The sequence below is a fragment of the Psychroserpens luteus genome (assembly GCF_015319355.1).
Lineage (GTDB): Bacteria > Bacteroidota > Bacteroidia > Flavobacteriales > Flavobacteriaceae > Psychroserpens > Psychroserpens luteus.
This window is the reverse complement of record NZ_JADILU010000001.1, coordinates 742,538-759,066: the sequence shown is the minus strand read 5'-3', so window position 1 is coordinate 759,066 and position 16,529 is coordinate 742,538. Positions and strand designations below refer to the sequence as shown.

The window sequence follows — 16,529 nt, the reverse complement described above, 5'->3', positions numbered from 1 at the left end:
ATGATCGCCTTCATCCTAAATAACAAAACCATTAAAACTTCGGAGCATTCCGGAATGACTTTATTGGATTTTGTTCGTTACCAACAACGACTCACAGGAACCAAAATTGGTTGTCGAGAAGGCGATTGCGGTGCTTGTACACTATTGGTTGGCACATTAAAAGGTGACACTATAGAATACCAAAGTATCACCTCTTGTATTTCTCCCCTCGGAAATGCGCATGGCAAGCACATTGTAACGGTTGAAGGAACAAATCTAAAAGACAAATTAACCACAGTTCAAGTAGCTATGAAAGCAAATTACGCCACACAATGCGGATTTTGCACACCTGGTTTTGTGGTTGCTTTAACAGGTTTTGCTTTATCAAATTCTGATAAAAATTATAGTAATGCCATTGACGCTATAAGCGGAAACATTTGCAGATGCACAGGTTATAAAGCAATAGAAAAAGCTGCCCATCAAGTTGTTGAAAAACTGGAAAACAAAACAGAAACTACTTTTGATTGGTTAATTGAGAACCAATTTATTCCTGAGTATTTTAAAAGTATTCCTCAACGTTTAAAGGATATTGAAGCTAAAGATTTAAATCAACCTAAAGGAAAATATGTTTCTGGAGGAACTGATTTATATGTACAACAAGCAGATCATCTGGCTGACAACGACGTGCATCTTATTGCTGAAAAAGATTATTTAAAAGGTGTTTCCATTGAAAACCGTGTTTGCACCATAGGAACAAATGCAACCGTTTCCGACTTATGGAATCATACTGAGCTAAACAGTATTTTACCAAACTTAAGAAAACACTTAAAATTAGTTTCTTCAGAACAAATTAGAAACATGGCTTCCTTGGGAGGAAACTTAGCCAACGCTTCTCCTATTGGTGATATGACCATATTTTTCTTAGCGTTTAATAGTAATATTACGATATTAAATTCCGAAGAAAAAGAAAGAACAGTTGCACTTAAAAACTTTTATCAAGGTTATAAAACTTACGACTTAAATGATGGTGAACTTTTAAAAGCAATTAGCTTTAATTTACCAACAGAGCACTCTTTTTTTAATTTTGAAAAGGTTTGTAAACGAACACATTTGGATATTGCGAGTGTCAATTCTGCAATACATATTTCGGTTGAAAACGAAACCATTTCAAAAGCACATGTCTCTATTGGAGGTGTTGCAGCAATTCCGAAGTATTTACACAAGACATCAGCATTTTTAATTGGAAAACCGTTGACTTCTGAAACTATAATTGAAGCCAACGAAATGCTTCAAAAAGAAATCAGTCCAATTAGCGATGTTAGAGGAACAACAGACTATAAACGTTTATTAGGAAGACAATTATTCTTTGCTCATTTTACAACGTTATTTCCGAAGCAATTCACCTTAAACGATTTTGTTCAGCATGCATAAAAACAAAGCAAATAAAGTACTAGACACTAAATTAGATGCTGTTTCAAAATCATTAAAACAAAGCATTAAAAACTTAGACTCTTACACGCATGTTCGCGGAGAATCTTTGTATGTAGACGATGTAAACATAAGAAAAGGTACATTTCACGCAGTGGTTTTTGATTCGCCAAAAGCACACGGAAAAATAAAAAATATCGATTATTCTAAAGCAGAAGCTTTGGAAGGTGTTGAACGTATTTTCACTTACAAAGATGTTCCTGGTGAAAATGAAATTGGTGGTATTATTCCTGACGAACCTTTATTTGCTGAAGATGAAGTTCACTTTTGGGGAATGCCAATTGCTTTAATTGTTGCAGAGTCGGAATTTATTGCACGAAAAGCACGAGGTTTAATCGAGATTGAAATTGAAGATTTACCCGTAATCACCACAGCAAAAGAAGCAAAAGCAAAAGGTAGTTTTATCAATGCACCACGTTCTTTTAGTTTAGGTGATACCGAAAAAGTATTTAAGGAATGCACCTATGTTTTTGAAGGAGAAACCTTTTCCAACGGACAAGAACATTTATATATCGAAACACAAGGTGCTTACGCAGAACCTTTAGAAAACGGAAATATAAAAATCACATCATCCACACAAGGTCCGACTGCTGTACAGAAAACAATTGCAACAGTTTTAGGCATTGCGATGCATAAAATTGAAGTAGATGTCACAAGACTTGGAGGTGGATTTGGCGGTAAAGAAGATCAAGCAACACCTTGGGCAGTCATGGCTGCTTTAGCAACCTATCATTTAAATCAATCGGTAAAATTAATATTGAATCGTCATGACGATTTACGAACGACTGGAAAACGTCATCCTTATGAAAGCACGTATAAAATCGGACTTTCAAAAGACTTAAAAATATTAGCTTACCAAACGGAGTTTTTGCAAAATTCTGGTGCTGCAGCAGATTTATCTCCTGCCATTGCAGAGCGTACCTTATTTCATGCAACCAACAGTTATTACGTGCCAAACGTAACGACAAAAGTATTGAGTTGTAAAACCAACTTACCGCCAAACACAGCGTTCAGAGGTTTTGGTGGACCACAAGGCATGTTTGTAATAGAGTCTGCAATTGCAAAAGCTGCAAATGAAATTGGAGTTCCAACTAGACAAATTCAAGAAGCAAATTTATTAGATGAAAACGACACGTTTTCTTACGGACAAATTGCTAAAAAAGTAGAAGCCAAAAACACATGGAATTCTGCTAAAAATATATTTAATATTGAAGCATTAGAGCAAGAGGTTGCAGACTTCAATAAAAACAATGCAAGCTTAAAAAAAGGGCTTTCTTTTATGCCAATTACTTTTGGTATTTCGTTTACCAATACACCGATGAATCACGCGCGTGCTTTGGTGCATATTTATTTAGACGGAAGCGTTGGTATTAGCACAGCTGCTGTAGAAATGGGTCAAGGTGTAAACACCAAGATGATGCAAATTGCTGCAGATGTATTTTCTATTCCTATTGAAAAAATCAAGATAGAAACTACTAATACGACGAGAGTTGCCAACACGTCACCTTCTGCTGCGAGTTCTACTGCAGACTTAAACGGAAAAGCAACCTTAATGGCTTGTAATGCTTTAGTTGAAAGACTAAAAATTGTGGCTTCGGAAATTTTAAATGCTTCGGAAAATGATCTAGAATTGAAAGATGAGTCTGTTTACATTAAAGCTGAAAAATCAGATTTAACTTGGACAGAACTCATAAGTAGCGCAATGCTAAAACGTGTAGCGCTTACTGAAAATGCACATTACGCTACACCAGAAATTCACTTTGATAAAACCAAAGAAAAAGGACATCCTTTTGCCTATCACGTTTATGGGACCGCAATTACAACAACAACCATAGATTGCACACGTGGAACTTATGAATTTGACAGTGTAAAGATTGTCCATGACTACGGAAAAAGTATGAGTGAAGGTATTGACTTAGGCCAAGTAGAAGGCGCATTAATTCAAGGAATTGGTTGGATGACCATGGAAGAAATTGCTTATAATGACGATGGTAGATTATTATCTAATGCATTATCTACTTATAAAGTGCCTGATATATTTTCAGTACCAAAAAGCGTAGAAGTTATTCCTGTAGAAACTGAAGGAAATGACATGGCTATTTTAAAATCTAAAGCAGTTGGAGAACCTCCTTTAATGTATGGCATTGGTGCTTATTTTGCACTTCAAAATGCAATTAAAGTTTTTAATCCTAACTACGATTTACAATTTCATGCTCCAATGACTCCAGAAAAAGTATTGATGGCCTTATATGAAAACAAGCATAAACTATAATGGAAACACAGGTAAACGAGCAAGTTTTTGATGCTTTTCCAGAATTAGAAAGTAATCGACTTATTTTCAGAGCTTACAAAAAAGAAGATGCGCAAGCCCTTTTAAACATGAGAAGTCATAACGCTGTTTCTAAATATATGGATACTGCAATTCCTAAACGAGTTGAAGATACCGAAAAGCGAATTGAAGGCTACATTAATGCATTCAATGAACGCAAAGGAATTACATGGACTATCATTGAAAAAAGCAGTAAGAAACCAATAGGTGATTTCGGGATTTGGCGAATTGACAGACAAAATTCAAGAGGTGAAATTGGATATATTTTACATCCAGACTTTTGGGGAAAAGGCTATATGACTGAAGCTTTCAATACACTAATTCATTTTGGTTTTAATGACTTAAATCTTCATAGCTATGAAGCTAATGTCAATACCGAAAATGAAAACTCAAAAGCACTATTACTTAAATTTGGATTTAAACTTGAAGCTCATTTTAGAGAAAACTTCTATTATGATGGTCAATTTTTAGATAGTGAAATTTATTGCTTAATAAAATCAGATTTAAACTAGATAGATTATCGCACTACATTACAATAAACAAAACATACTAAAAGGCGCACTTATTTATAGTGCTGGAGATACTATTGCTGCACTTTTGCTCGATGAGTTTTCTTGGTATCGTTTGCTAGGAATGATGTTTATTGGCGCCACTTTTTATGCTTTTGAAATTCCGAATTATTTTGATTGGATTGTAAAAAAGACACAGTTCTTAAAAGGGATTAAAGCGACATTAACCAAAACTTTTTTAGCAATAGCGTATTTTAACCCATTGTGGATCGCCAGACATTTATTGTTTATCAAACTGTTTTCTGGAAAATTTGAAGCGATTGGTTTTAATCTTTTAGAGATTGCTTTTTGGTCATTTTTGGTGAATATTCCTATTTCGTTTGTTGCGAATTATATTATTCAAAATCGATTTAAGATTAAATGGCGATTTATGGGAAGTGCTATTTTTTCTGCTTTGATGGCGATTTATTATGCTTTGAGCGAGACTTTATTTAGTTGACCAATTCCTGAGAAGGCAGGAATCTCTTTGTTATTTTAGATAGATTCTGTATCAAGTGCAGAATGACAAGGCTATTCCAAATTACTTAAATCCTCTTTCTTTAATATGCGATATTCCGAAATATTATAATGTTCGATAATATCATCTAATAAATAATCACGAACCACAAGAATTAAGTGTTGCTTGTCATTATTCAAAAATTCAGGAATCACTCTTTCAGCAGCTAAATGCAAACCTTCATTTTTCAATTCCAGTTTCCCTAATTCATCCAAAATTAGGTATTGATTTTCATTTTCCGAAGTAAAAGTAATTAAGAAATCATTTGCTTTTTTGAAAGCAGATTTCAAAAATCTAAAAGGTCCAATTTTGAGAATGTCTTCAGTATCACTTTTAGTTTCAAGTTGAAATTCTTCAAGTGATTTCACTTTCAGAAAATAACGTTTTTTATCTTCATTATCTGGACACAATAATCCGTCAACATCATTTCTGCCTTTACTCCAATTTAATAGCGTTGTGGTTTTCCCTGATCTTATGGCTCCTGTGAGGATGTAAATCATTCCGAAGGAATTTTAAAATGAATGCAATTAGAAATGCTATTTGCCATAAAATACTTAAACCTTGTGTAGCCCTTTAAATGCTTTGTCTCTTTCCAAGTGTACGAAATAATCTGCCTGAAATACGGAAACAAATCCATAGCATTAGTGATATCTTCCTTGTACTGTGACTCCTTTTTATTGAGATATTTCCTAACCAATTTTAATAGCAGAGGACCAATAACGAGATACCAAAGCATTAAAATTAAGAAACTACGTAACATGATATAAACACCTTTTTTCCACCCAAATAAATCACCTCCAAAGAATGTAAAAGCCAAAACGATAACTGCAACTGTAATCAACCAAACCCAAATTACTTTAGTTTTAAAAGAGACTTTTGATGGCTTTTTATCTGAGTCCATATTATCTGGCTCTATGTAAAAGTCAGTGTCTTTTTTATTTGATATAATCTTGATAAGACTTTTGATAAATAGTCCTGCTAAGATTCCGCAAATCCCATAGACTACAAGATACAATGTTACTAAGGCTGATGTTGTAGAGGTTTCTGAAATAAAGTTCAATTTCTTTTGCACCCAAGAACCATAAATATTGATAGCTTGCCATAATTCTGTCCCATAGACAATAGTCAATATCAATAATTTTTGAAGTGCAGACTCTAAAAATGTTACCATTCCCAAAACCATTAATGTGATACCTTTCCATGAAAAATTAGCAAACAGAAAAGCTCCTAACAATGCTTGAAAACTCACCGCAACATAAGCTCCAAAAGGAGAATACGGACTTACAGCCATTTTTATAATTAAAACAATTAACAACGCTTTTAAAATAGCTTGCCATTTGTTTTCAGCATAAAATGCAATTAAACTAATGAGTAAAATGGAAATTCCGCCAACGACTAAACCTGTAAAAGGTGTATTAAAAACATGTAAAAAACCACCAAGGCCAGACTCATTTAAAGCCCAAAGTGCAGTTAATTTATCTATAATGGATTTGTTGTTTTTCATGTAAAGATTCTTCGCTTTGCTCTGAATGACACTATCTATTTTGCTATTGGTTGATAATGCACTTGAAGTAATTGTGCCACAACACTAATCGCAATTTCTTTTGGTGTATCTCCTCCAATAGGCAATCCAATAGGGCAAACGACATTATTCATACCTTCTTTAATATTCATCTCATTGATAAGCATGTTATTAAAACGTGCTTTTTTTGTTTTGCTACCTATTAAACCTAGAAACTTGGTTTCTTCTTTTAATGCCATTGAGATGATATCAAAATCAATAGCATGATTATGAGTGAGTACTAAAACATAGCAATTACTTCCCCATCTAACAGCATCTCTAAACGTTTTAAAATCTATTTCACTAACCTCACATTGGTTGATACTATTATCTAACTCCTTTTCTTCAAACCAGTTTTTTCTAGAATCAATAAGATAAACTTTAAATGGTGTGCCGATGAGCAATTTCACGATTTCTTGTCCAATGTGTCCTGCTCCAAATAAAAACAATTCTGGTGATTGGTTCATAGGTTCTATTATAAATTCAACTTTTCCTCCACAGCATTGTTCAAACTCCGGACCTAAAGTATATCCAGACTCTACAATTTTGTTTTCATCTAAAGCTATCATAGCTTTTTCAATAGCTAAAAACTCTAACTTCCCTCCTCCTATAGTGCCATAAAGCACTTCTTCTTTTGTTATAATCATACGTGAACCCAACACACAAGGCGTTGACCCTAAACATCTTGTCACAGTAACTAGAGCTACTGGCTGTTGCTTTTCCTTAAATTCTGATAATAATTCAATCCAATTCTTCATTCTTGCTAAAAAGAGAATTTAAAAGTAAGACTTTTTTAAGGTAAACCATATTTCATTTCTGTGATAAAAAATAAATTAGCATTCTGCTAAATTTTCTGTTAAGTTTGATAATTAATACCGACTTAAAACTCAATATCTACTTTTTACGTAGATAAATTAACTCTTGAAACTTTAAACATGTCAAAAACATATTACGATCCTGCAGACCTTAGAAAGTTTAGTAAAATAACAGAATGGGGAGAAGAATTAGGTAACAAATTCTTTGAGTACTACGGAAAAGTTTTTGAAGAAGGTGCACTTACAGCTCGTGAGAAATCTTTAATTGCATTAGCTGTTGCACATACTGAACAATGTCCTTATTGTATAGATGCTTACACAAAAGATGGCTTGCAAAGAGGTGTGACTAAAGAGGAAATGATGGAAGCCATTCATGTTGGCGCTGCAATTAAAAGTGGAGCTACTCTTGTTCATGGTATTCAGATGATGAATAAAGTAAATAAATTAGACGGTTAATAGTAAATGATAAAATTAAAGACCCAATCCCTACAAAAAAAAGGAAGCGATTTAGCCCAAAGTAATAGGCAACTCGAAATCTTATCTAACGGTATTTTCAAAAACGGAGAATTACCAACATTTAAAGCTAAAATTTCTGAGACGAGCCAATTTCCGCTTAAAGCAAGAAAGTTAGAAATACTACAAATCAACGTTGGTTACATGTGTAATCAAGTTTGTGATCATTGCCATGTTGATGCAGGTCCTGACCGAAAGGAAATCATGACACGCGACACCATGAGACAATGTCTTGAGGTTATAAAAACATCTGGCGCTCATACTTTAGATTTAACAGGAGGAGCTCCAGAAATGAATCCAGATTTTAGATGGTTTGTTGAAGAAGCTTCAAAAGTTGGAATCAAAGATTTTATTGTACGTTCTAATTTAACGATTATTCGTGCTAATAAAAAATATTACGATCTACCAGAATTTTTCAAAAAACACAATGTTCATGTTGTGAGCTCAATGCCACACTGGACACAAGGAAAAACAGATAAACAGCGTGGAGATGGTGTTTTTGCTAAATCAATAAAAGCATTGCAAGAACTGAATGCTGTTGGCTACGGAATGCCAGATAGCGACTTAAAATTAGATTTGGTTTATAATCCGTCTGGTGCATTTTTACCTGGAGATCAGGCTGCAATGGAAAAGGATTTCAAAAAAGCATTGATGGAAGATTTCGGAATTCAATTTCACAGTCTTTTTGCGATTACAAATTTACCTATTGCACGTTTTCTCGATTTCTTAATTGCTTCAGAAAACTATGAAGATTACATGTATCAATTGGTTGAAGCCTATAATCCTACTGCTGTTAAAAATGTGATGTGTACAAATACGCTCTCTATTAGTTGGGATGGTTATTTATTTGATTGTGATTTTAATCAAATGCTAGAATTACCTGTAAATAGTAAATCCAAGCATATTTCAGAGTTTAACGAAGAACAATTAGAAGGACGTGATATCGTGATTTCACAACATTGTTATGGTTGCACTGCTGGAGCAGGAAGTAGCTGTCAAGGTGTTGTTGCATAATTCCTGCAAAGGCAGGAATCTCATGGTACATGAGAAATAACAAAATGAGATTCGCTAGTTTTCAAAACTAAATAGATATATAAAATACAGATTCCTGCCTGCGCAGGAATGACAAATGAAAAATAACAAAACAGCCATATTAATTTTTGCAAATTCTGCTGAATTTGAAGCGACTCAAAAACCGTTTCAATCTTCAGAAGCTTTATTTGATGCCTTAAATAGACATACTGTAGAGATTGTAGAAAAATCTGGCTTACCTTATTTTTTATCTTCGGAAAAAAACCAAATAGGTTCTAGTTTTGGTGAGCGTTTTACTAATGCTATTCAATCTGTTTACAATAAAGGTTATGAAAATGTTGTGACTATTGGTAATGATACACCTCATTTACAAACAAATCATATTTTAAAAGCTGTTCATCAATTACAGCAAAACGACATTGTTTTAGGTCCATCAAAAGATGGTGGTTTCTATTTAATGGGATTGAAAAAATCTCATTTTAATGTAGAGACGTTTCTAAAATTACCATGGCAAACTTCAGCTTTAAGCCGAAATATCTCCAGACTTACATCATCTCAAAATATCAATTTATCTTATTTAGAAACACTTTCAGATATTGATACCATTTTAGATGCAAAAACTATTATTGATAGTTTTAGAAGTATTTCTAAATACATCAAACAACTTTTACAACAGTACATTTCCGTAGAGAAAAAGATTATAAGTTCTCTTTTTTCTTCTATTGAAACTTCAACACAAACGCTTCTTTTCAATAAGGGTTCTCCTCTATTCATTCATATATAGAAGATTTTAATTTCTGATATTTTTCAGAATCACACTTATTACTCATTAAATGAAGCAAATTTATGTTTGCATGTTGCTATTACTTTCTAGTTTTAGCTATGCACAAATTACAGTAACCGGAACTATTACTAGCGAGCTTGACAAAAAACCTTTGGCTTATGTTAATATTACCACATTATCTGGAAGTGGTACTATTTCTGATGAAAACGGAAAATATTCTATTGAAGCATCTTCACCAGATGACCAAATTAGATACTCTTACTTAGGCTACAATATGACAATTGTAGTCGTTGGAACACAAACTATCATAGACATTGAGTTAACCGAAGACACCTCTTCTCTGGATGAAGTTGTGATCACAGCTTTAGGACTTGAACGTGAAACTAAAGAATTGGGTTATGTCGTACAAGAATTGAATTCTGAAGCCTTAACCGAGGTCAAAACAGTGAATTTCCTTGACAATATCGCAGGAAAGTTAGCTGGTGTAACCGTTTCTCAAGGTGCAACAGGTGTTGGGTCATCTTCAAAAATTACAATTCGTGGTGAGTCCTCTTTTTCTAATAACAACCCTTTGTTTATTGTTGATGGTACACCAATTAACAACGAAACTGTGTTCAACTTTACTAATGAAGCTGCTGCAGGTTTTCAAGAAATAGACTTTGGAAATGGTGCCATGGAAGTCAATCCAGACGACATAGAATCTGTAACCGTTTTAAAAGGTGCTAATGCTGCTGCACTTTATGGAACACGAGCTTCAAACGGAGTTATCGTTATAAAAACAAAAGATGGTCGTAATAAAAAAGGTTTAGGTGTTAGTTTTAACACGTCGCTTTTTGTGGATTCTGCATTTCGTTTACCAGATTTTCAAAATCAATATGGTCAAGGACAATCTGGAGAGTTTGAATATGTTGATGGTCTTGGTGGCGGAATTAGCGACAACATCACCTATTCTTGGGGACCACGATTGGATGCAGGAAATTTAATTCCGCAATTTGACAGTCCTGTAGATTTAGGCAATGGCATTTTTGTTCGTGGTGGTGACACATCGTTATATTCTGGAATTCCAATTACTGCAACCGAATTTAGATCAAACCCAAACAACCTCAAAGACTTCTATAAAACGGGTGTAACAACCATAAATAACTTATCAATTTCTAACGGATTTGACACTGGTAATTACCGTTTATCTTTCACAGATTTACGCAGTGAGTCTATCATTCCTGGTGTTAATCTCGACAGACAAACAGTGGCTGCAAAATTAAATTTCAATCCTAGTGATAAAACCGAAATCAATACTTCAATAAATTATGTCAACTCAAGTAGTGACAACAGGCCTTCAAATGGTTATGGTAGTGAAAACGCCAATTATTCTTTGGTTGCTTGGGGACCACGTTCACTGGATATTAATAGTTTACGAAACTACTGGCAACCTGGCTTAGAAGGTTTACAACAGTATTCTTTTAACTATACATTTTTTGATAATCCTTTCTTTATTCTAGAAGAAAACAGAAACTCATTTGAACGTGATCGTGTCTTCGGAAACATTAGAATTCATCATAAAATCACAGATAATTTAAGTGTTTCGCTTCGTACAGGAATGGATTATAGTAGCGAAACCAGACAACTACGTCGTAATTTTAGTAGTAACCGTTTTCAAAATGGAGGCTATGCTGAGCATGACGTAACATTTAGAGAAGTCAACACCGATTTTTTAGTCAACTACAACAACCAATTTGGTGACATCTCTTTTGATATCTCTTTAGGCGGAAATCGTCTAGACCAAAATGCGTCAACCAAACAATTACAAACGGTCAACTTAGCACAACCAGGAATTTTCAACTTAAACAATGCTGCATCACCAATTGAGGCGTTTCAGTTTGAAAGTAGAAAACGAATCAATTCACTCTACGGAATCGCAAAATTTGGTTATAAAGATTATCTCTTTTTAGATATTACAGGTCGTAATGATTGGTCTAGTGCTTTAGCTACACCTTTCTCTGTAGATGGGACTTCTTTTTTTTATCCTTCGGTTTCAACGAGTTTTATTTTATCTAATGTGACTGAATTACCTGAGGTTTTTTCATTTACTAAATTAAGAGCAAGTGTCGCTCAAGTTGGTAATGACACTGGAGCTTATCAAACGTCTGGTGCTTTTGTATCACAAACACCTTTTAATGGTCAGCCAACATTTAGTGATCAGAATTTTATACCAAATTCAAACCTTAAGCCAGAACAAACCACATCATTTGAAGTAGGAACAGATTTGCGTTTCTTTAAAGACCGTTTAAAATTTGACCTAACATATTATAACGCAACAACTAAAGATCAAATCATTTCTTTACCTATTGCTTCGTCTTCTGGATACAATCAACAAGTGGTCAATGGAGGAAAAGTAAACACACAAGGTGTTGAAATCATTTTAGGTGTGACTCCAATTAGAACTCAAAACTTTAGATGGAATACATTATTCAATTTTGCAACAAGTCGCGCAACTATAAAAGATTTACCACAAGAAGATGGCAGACTAACATTAGCCTACAGTAGAATTTACGATAGTGCCAACCAAACTGTTTGGTTTCAAGTGGAAGAAGGTGGACGCATTGGAGATATCTATGGTACAGGTTATTTGAGAAACGACAATGGTGATTTCTTGATTAATGATAACGGACAATTCATAGCAGATAACAATCTTCAAAAAATAGGAAATTACAATCCTGATTTCACTTTAGGATGGAACAATAATTTCAGTTATAAAAACTGGAACATGAGTTTCTTATTCGATTGGAGACAAGGTGGAGAAATCGTTTCTAGAACTCGTGCTTTAGGTAATGTTGGTGGTCAATTAGCAGAAACTGCTTATAGACCAGAAGAAGGTATTATTGCTCAAGGTGTGAATCAAAGTACAGGAGAACCAAATACAGTTGCTGTATCTGCAGAAAGTTATTACAGGCAGTTTTATGATAGAAACCACGAAGAAAACAATGTATATGATGCGTCTTTTTTAAAGCTTCGTCAGTTTTCTATTGGCTATGATTTTCAATTAAAAAATGGTTTTTTAGGATTAAAAGAAGGCGCAGATTTGAGTTTATCATTAATTGGTAACAACTTATTTGTGATTACTGAGAATCCGCATTTTGATCCAGAGCAACTCGCTGTTCAAGGCAATGGTTTTATAAGTGGAGTTGAAGATATGAGTTATGCTTCAACACGAAGCATTGGATTTAAAGCTGGATTTAATTTTTAATCTCAACCTGCAAGGCGTTTCCGAGGGACGAGGACTCCTTGTAGGTTTGAAAAGTTTAAGTGTAATATAAAATTTAAGATACCTACAAGGTTTTTGAAACCTTGCAGGATAAAATAGAAATAATGAAAAACATACTCTACATATTTACATTCATTAGTCTTTTAACAACGGTTAGTTGCACCAAAGATTTTGAGGAGATTAATACAAACCCAAATTCACCAGTAACTGTTCAGCCTAGTTTATTGTTGCGCCAAGTCATTTATGATTTTGGAGAAAACATGAGTTACGAAGGTTTTGTTGCTGGAGATTTATTATCACAACATAGAACCGCTTTAGATTTTAATCTATTTGATCGTCACGACTTAAAATCACCACAATTAGGTGGTAATCCTTGGCCAATATTTTATACAAATCTTCGGGATAATGAGATTATTTTAAATCAATCGAGAACTATAGAAACTTTCTCGGTTTACGAAGGTCCTGCATTAATTTTAAAAGCCTACATGGCTGCAGGATTAACAGATCTATTTGGCGATGTTCCCTATTTTGAAGCCTTTAATGGTGTCAACGGAACCGTTACTCCTGCATACGATTTACAAGAGGACATTTATCAAAACGAAAACGGAATTTTAGACAATCTTGATAAAGGGATTGCTGCGATTGAAGCGTATAACGATGTAATTCCGTTAGAAGGTGATATTTTATTTAATGGAGATTTAAGCGCTTGGGTGCGTTTTGCAAATTCCCTAAAAATTAAACATTTGCTCCGCATTTCTGGTCAAGTTGATGTTTCCGAAGCACTTCAAACTCTTTTTGATGAAGGAAATTACATTACTTCAAATGCACAAAATGCAATTTTTAATTTCACGAATACAGATCCTAACAGTTTTCGATTAGCACAATTACGTATTGGTGATTTCAATAACTTTGTAATGTCTGAAACGATGGATGACATTCTAACCAATTTAAATGACACGAGAATTGGAACTTTTTTTAGACCATCCTCAAACTCAACTACAGAAGAATTTAACGGATTACTAAACGGAATTGACCCTTCGGAAACCTCTGTAACCTTAGCAGATTATTCATTAGCTGGTACATCGTTTAGAGAAGATACCTCAACACTTGATGCTAACTTTATCACAGCTTGGGAAGTACAATTTGCATTAGCAGAAGCTGCTGCAAGAAACTTGATTACAGCAGATGCTCAAATTTTATATGAAACAGGAGTTGCTTTGGCTTTTGACTATTGGAATACTGAATTACCTGCTACATATCTCGCAGGAAACGCTGCTTTTAATGCACCAGAAACAACACCTATACAACAAATTATCACTCAAAAATGGATTGCTAACGTCATCAATGGTTATGAAGGTTGGGTAGAATATCGCAGAACAGGATTCCCTCAATTACAAACTATTTCTGCAAGTTTCAATAATGATTTGATCCCAGTTCGCATGCCTTATCCTGCTGAAGAGGAAGCTTTAAATAACGAGAATTATAATTTAGCTGCAACAGCTACTAATGATAATAGTATTAATGTTCCGGTTTGGTGGAATGAGTAAATAATATGGAAACAATACACTGGCAATGGACATTAATTATCGTATCAAGCTTGATACTATTTTTCTTGTCGCCTTTAGCAAGAACAAGAGATCAGTTTTTTAAAGCTGTGAGCAATCGTAAGCCACCAAGTACTTTGGTGTTGACTGGGAGCTTAATTATCTCATGGATTTTTGCCAAAAGTATCACTAATGCTGCAAACCTAGGTCTCGATTACGGGATTGTAGGTGGTGTCGCCTATGCTGGTTATTATTTATCTTTTGCAGTTGCTGGTATTTTGATTTACCAAATGCGAACTAAAGGTGGATTTGAAAGTATTCACCAATTTTTGACTTCTAAATTTGGAAAAGGTGCCATGGCAATTTTCTCCATTTTGATCGCCATTCGTTTATTTAATGAAGTTTGGAGTAACACGATGGTTATTGGAAGTTACTTTGGAGAAAGCGGAAGCCAACCTTATTATTTAGCTATTATTGTTTTCACTGTATTAACGTTAGCTTATGCTATAAAAGGCGGATTGAGCAGTTCGATATTTACAGATGTGATACAGATGGTTTTATTTTCGGTATTGTTGATTGTCATTTTAGGCACTATTTTTTCTTCGGAAGACTTTTCACCTACAGACATAGCAACTTCAGGAACTTGGAGTTTTGAATTAGGTTTAAACTTATTTTTTGCTGCAATTATTCAATCGTTTAGTTATCCGTTTCATGATCCTGTTTTGACAGATCGTGCATTTATAACCTCACCAAAAGTAACACGGAAAAGCTTTTTACTAGCTAGTATTTTGGGTGCGCTTTGTATTGTATTATTTAGTTTTATTGGTGTTTACGCACAAACTCAAGGCATGAAAGGGCAGGCAGCTGTAGAAGTTGGAAAAGCTTTTGGTGTTGTCATTTTACTAGTCATTAATTTTATCATGATTACATCTGCTGCGTCTACGTTAGATTCGACATTTTCGTCGTTCTCTAAATTATTAGCGATCGATTTAAATATGGGTAAAAACTTGACTTTTGGTCGTGTATCTATGGCAGCAATTGCTGTTTTAGGAACACTTCCGGTATTTTTAGATGCTGCAATTTTATCTGCCACAACCATCTCTGGAACTATGGTTATTGGTTTAACTCCAGTCTTTGTGTTTTGGAATATGAAAGTCCCTAAAATTAGTTTTTACTTGAGTGTGATTTGTGGACTGGTTTTTGGATTTATGTTAGTATTTGAGATTTTTCCAGACTCATTAATATTTACAAAAGGTAAATATGCCGATTTGCTTTGGGTAAATGTTTGGGGAATTTTAAGTTGTATCATTTTATATATCATTCCGAAATGGATAAGAAAATAGAAAAATTAGGAAACATAAAAGGGAAAGTGCTTCTCTTTGGAGGTGTTTACAGTAATTTGCAAGCTTTAGAAGCTTTGAAGCAAGTGGCTGAACGTGAACAAATTTCCGCAGAAAACTGTATTTGCACAGGAGATATTGTTGGCTATTGTGCGCAACCTGAAGAAACAGTTCAATTATTTAAACTTTGGAAAGCAAAAAGTATTGCTGGCAACGTTGAAATCCAATTACGTGAAGGCGCAGAAGATTGTGGATGTGATTTTAGAAAAGGTTCTCGTTGTGATGGCTTTTCTCAACAATGGTATCCTTTTGCGCAAAGCAAATTATCTAAGAGCTCATTAAATTTCATGGAAACAATTCCTGATCACATCACATTTAATTATGCAGGAAAGCGTGTGACTGTGGTTCATGGATCTTACGACAATACTTCAGAGTTTATATTTAAATCTACTCCTTGGGAACGTAAGCAATCCAACTTTGAAACGACAAAAAGTGATGTCATTATTGGTGGTCATTGTGGATTACCTTTTTATCACGAAAACGACAATAAATTGTGGTTAAATCCTGGTGTAATTGGTATGCCAGCTAATAATGGCAACCCAAGTGTTTGGTATGCTATTTTGGACAATGCACAAGAAAACTTTACCTTTAAACATCATACCTTAGATTACAATTACAAATTGACAAGTAAATTGATGGACAACGGATTATTACCTCAAGAATACGCAAGAACAATTGTCACAGGTATTTGGGATAACACCGAAATTTTACCAGAAATAGAAAGCGGTTTACAAGGTTTTGGGATTCAATTATAAAA

The 16,529-nt window shown here is 34.3% G+C and carries 14 protein-coding genes; 11 read left to right on the top strand and 3 right to left on the bottom strand.

Annotation, left to right across the window (positions count from 1 at the left end):
* The 4 genes from IM744_RS03355 (at position 1) to IM744_RS03340 (ending at position 4,804) form a co-directional block, all read left to right on the top strand.
* Positions 1 to 1,410, top strand: coding sequence for an FAD binding domain-containing protein (locus IM744_RS03355; RefSeq protein WP_194506667.1), 1,410 nt, complete (start codon positions 1 to 3; stop codon positions 1,408 to 1,410).
* The gene (locus IM744_RS03350) at positions 1,403 to 3,739 is read left to right on the top strand and encodes a xanthine dehydrogenase molybdopterin binding subunit (protein WP_206694457.1); all 2,337 of its coding nucleotides are present in this window, start codon (positions 1,403 to 1,405) and stop codon (positions 3,737 to 3,739) included. Before IM744_RS03355 ends, IM744_RS03350 begins: the two co-directional genes overlap by 8 nt.
* The gene (locus IM744_RS03345) at positions 3,739 to 4,308 is read left to right on the top strand and encodes a GNAT family N-acetyltransferase (protein WP_194506666.1); all 570 of its coding nucleotides are present in this window, start codon (positions 3,739 to 3,741) and stop codon (positions 4,306 to 4,308) included. The genes IM744_RS03350 and IM744_RS03345 overlap by 1 nt, the downstream gene beginning before the upstream one ends.
* An 85-nt stretch (positions 4,309 to 4,393) precedes the next feature.
* Positions 4,394 to 4,804 carry a hypothetical protein gene (locus tag IM744_RS03340; protein ID WP_206694456.1) on the top strand — a complete coding sequence of 137 codons (411 nt, stop codon included), beginning with the start codon at positions 4,394 to 4,396 and terminating at the stop codon, positions 4,802 to 4,804.
* Between the two features lie 71 nt (positions 4,805 to 4,875).
* On the opposite strand, the gene IM744_RS03335 is transcribed toward IM744_RS03340, so the two are convergent.
* Genes IM744_RS03335 through xdhC form a run of 3 tightly spaced genes read right to left on the bottom strand, consistent with a single transcriptional unit; the run spans position 4,876 to position 7,180 of the window.
* Entirely contained in the window at positions 4,876 to 5,361 is a 486-nt protein-coding gene (locus IM744_RS03335) for a nucleoside-triphosphatase (RefSeq protein WP_194506665.1), read from the bottom strand.
* On the bottom strand, positions 5,358 to 6,365 hold the full coding sequence (locus tag IM744_RS03330) for a hypothetical protein (RefSeq protein ID WP_194506664.1): 1,008 nt from the start codon (positions 6,363 to 6,365) through the stop codon (positions 5,358 to 5,360). The genes IM744_RS03335 and IM744_RS03330 overlap by 4 nt, the downstream gene beginning before the upstream one ends.
* Positions 6,366 to 6,400: 35 nt before the next feature.
* Positions 6,401 to 7,180 (bottom strand): xanthine dehydrogenase accessory protein XdhC, encoded by a 780-nt coding sequence (gene xdhC / locus IM744_RS03325; RefSeq protein ID WP_194506663.1) that lies wholly within the window; start codon positions 7,178 to 7,180, stop codon positions 6,401 to 6,403.
* A gap of 177 nt (positions 7,181 to 7,357) precedes the next feature.
* Here xdhC and IM744_RS03320 point away from each other — a divergent pair, with 177 nt between their 5' ends.
* The 7 genes from IM744_RS03320 (at position 7,358) to IM744_RS03290 (ending at position 16,527) form a co-directional block, all read left to right on the top strand.
* A complete protein-coding gene (locus IM744_RS03320; RefSeq protein ID WP_194506662.1) occupies positions 7,358 to 7,693 on the top strand; it encodes an arsenosugar biosynthesis-associated peroxidase-like protein in 336 nt (111 codons plus the stop codon).
* Between the two features lie 6 nt (positions 7,694 to 7,699).
* A complete protein-coding gene (gene arsS / locus IM744_RS03315; protein WP_194506661.1) occupies positions 7,700 to 8,764 on the top strand; it encodes an arsenosugar biosynthesis radical SAM (seleno)protein ArsS in 1,065 nt (354 codons plus the stop codon).
* Positions 8,765 to 8,879: 115 nt separating this feature from the next.
* Positions 8,880 to 9,566 (top strand): TIGR04282 family arsenosugar biosynthesis glycosyltransferase, encoded by a 687-nt coding sequence (locus tag IM744_RS03310; protein ID WP_194506660.1) that lies wholly within the window; start codon positions 8,880 to 8,882, stop codon positions 9,564 to 9,566.
* 49 nt (positions 9,567 to 9,615) lie between these two features.
* The gene (locus IM744_RS03305) at positions 9,616 to 12,810 is read left to right on the top strand and encodes a SusC/RagA family TonB-linked outer membrane protein (RefSeq protein WP_194506659.1); all 3,195 of its coding nucleotides are present in this window, start codon (positions 9,616 to 9,618) and stop codon (positions 12,808 to 12,810) included.
* Positions 12,811 to 12,932: 122 nt separating this feature from the next.
* Entirely contained in the window at positions 12,933 to 14,375 is a 1,443-nt protein-coding gene (locus IM744_RS03300) for a SusD/RagB family nutrient-binding outer membrane lipoprotein (RefSeq protein WP_194506658.1), read from the top strand.
* 5 nt (positions 14,376 to 14,380) lie between these two features.
* A complete protein-coding gene (locus IM744_RS03295; protein WP_194506657.1) occupies positions 14,381 to 15,715 on the top strand; it encodes a sodium:solute symporter family transporter in 1,335 nt (444 codons plus the stop codon).
* Positions 15,700 to 16,527, top strand: a complete 828-nt coding sequence (locus IM744_RS03290; RefSeq protein ID WP_194506656.1) for a metallophosphoesterase family protein — start codon at positions 15,700 to 15,702, stop codon at positions 16,525 to 16,527. Before IM744_RS03295 ends, IM744_RS03290 begins: the two co-directional genes overlap by 16 nt.
* The last annotated feature ends 2 nt before the right edge of the window (positions 16,528 to 16,529 follow it).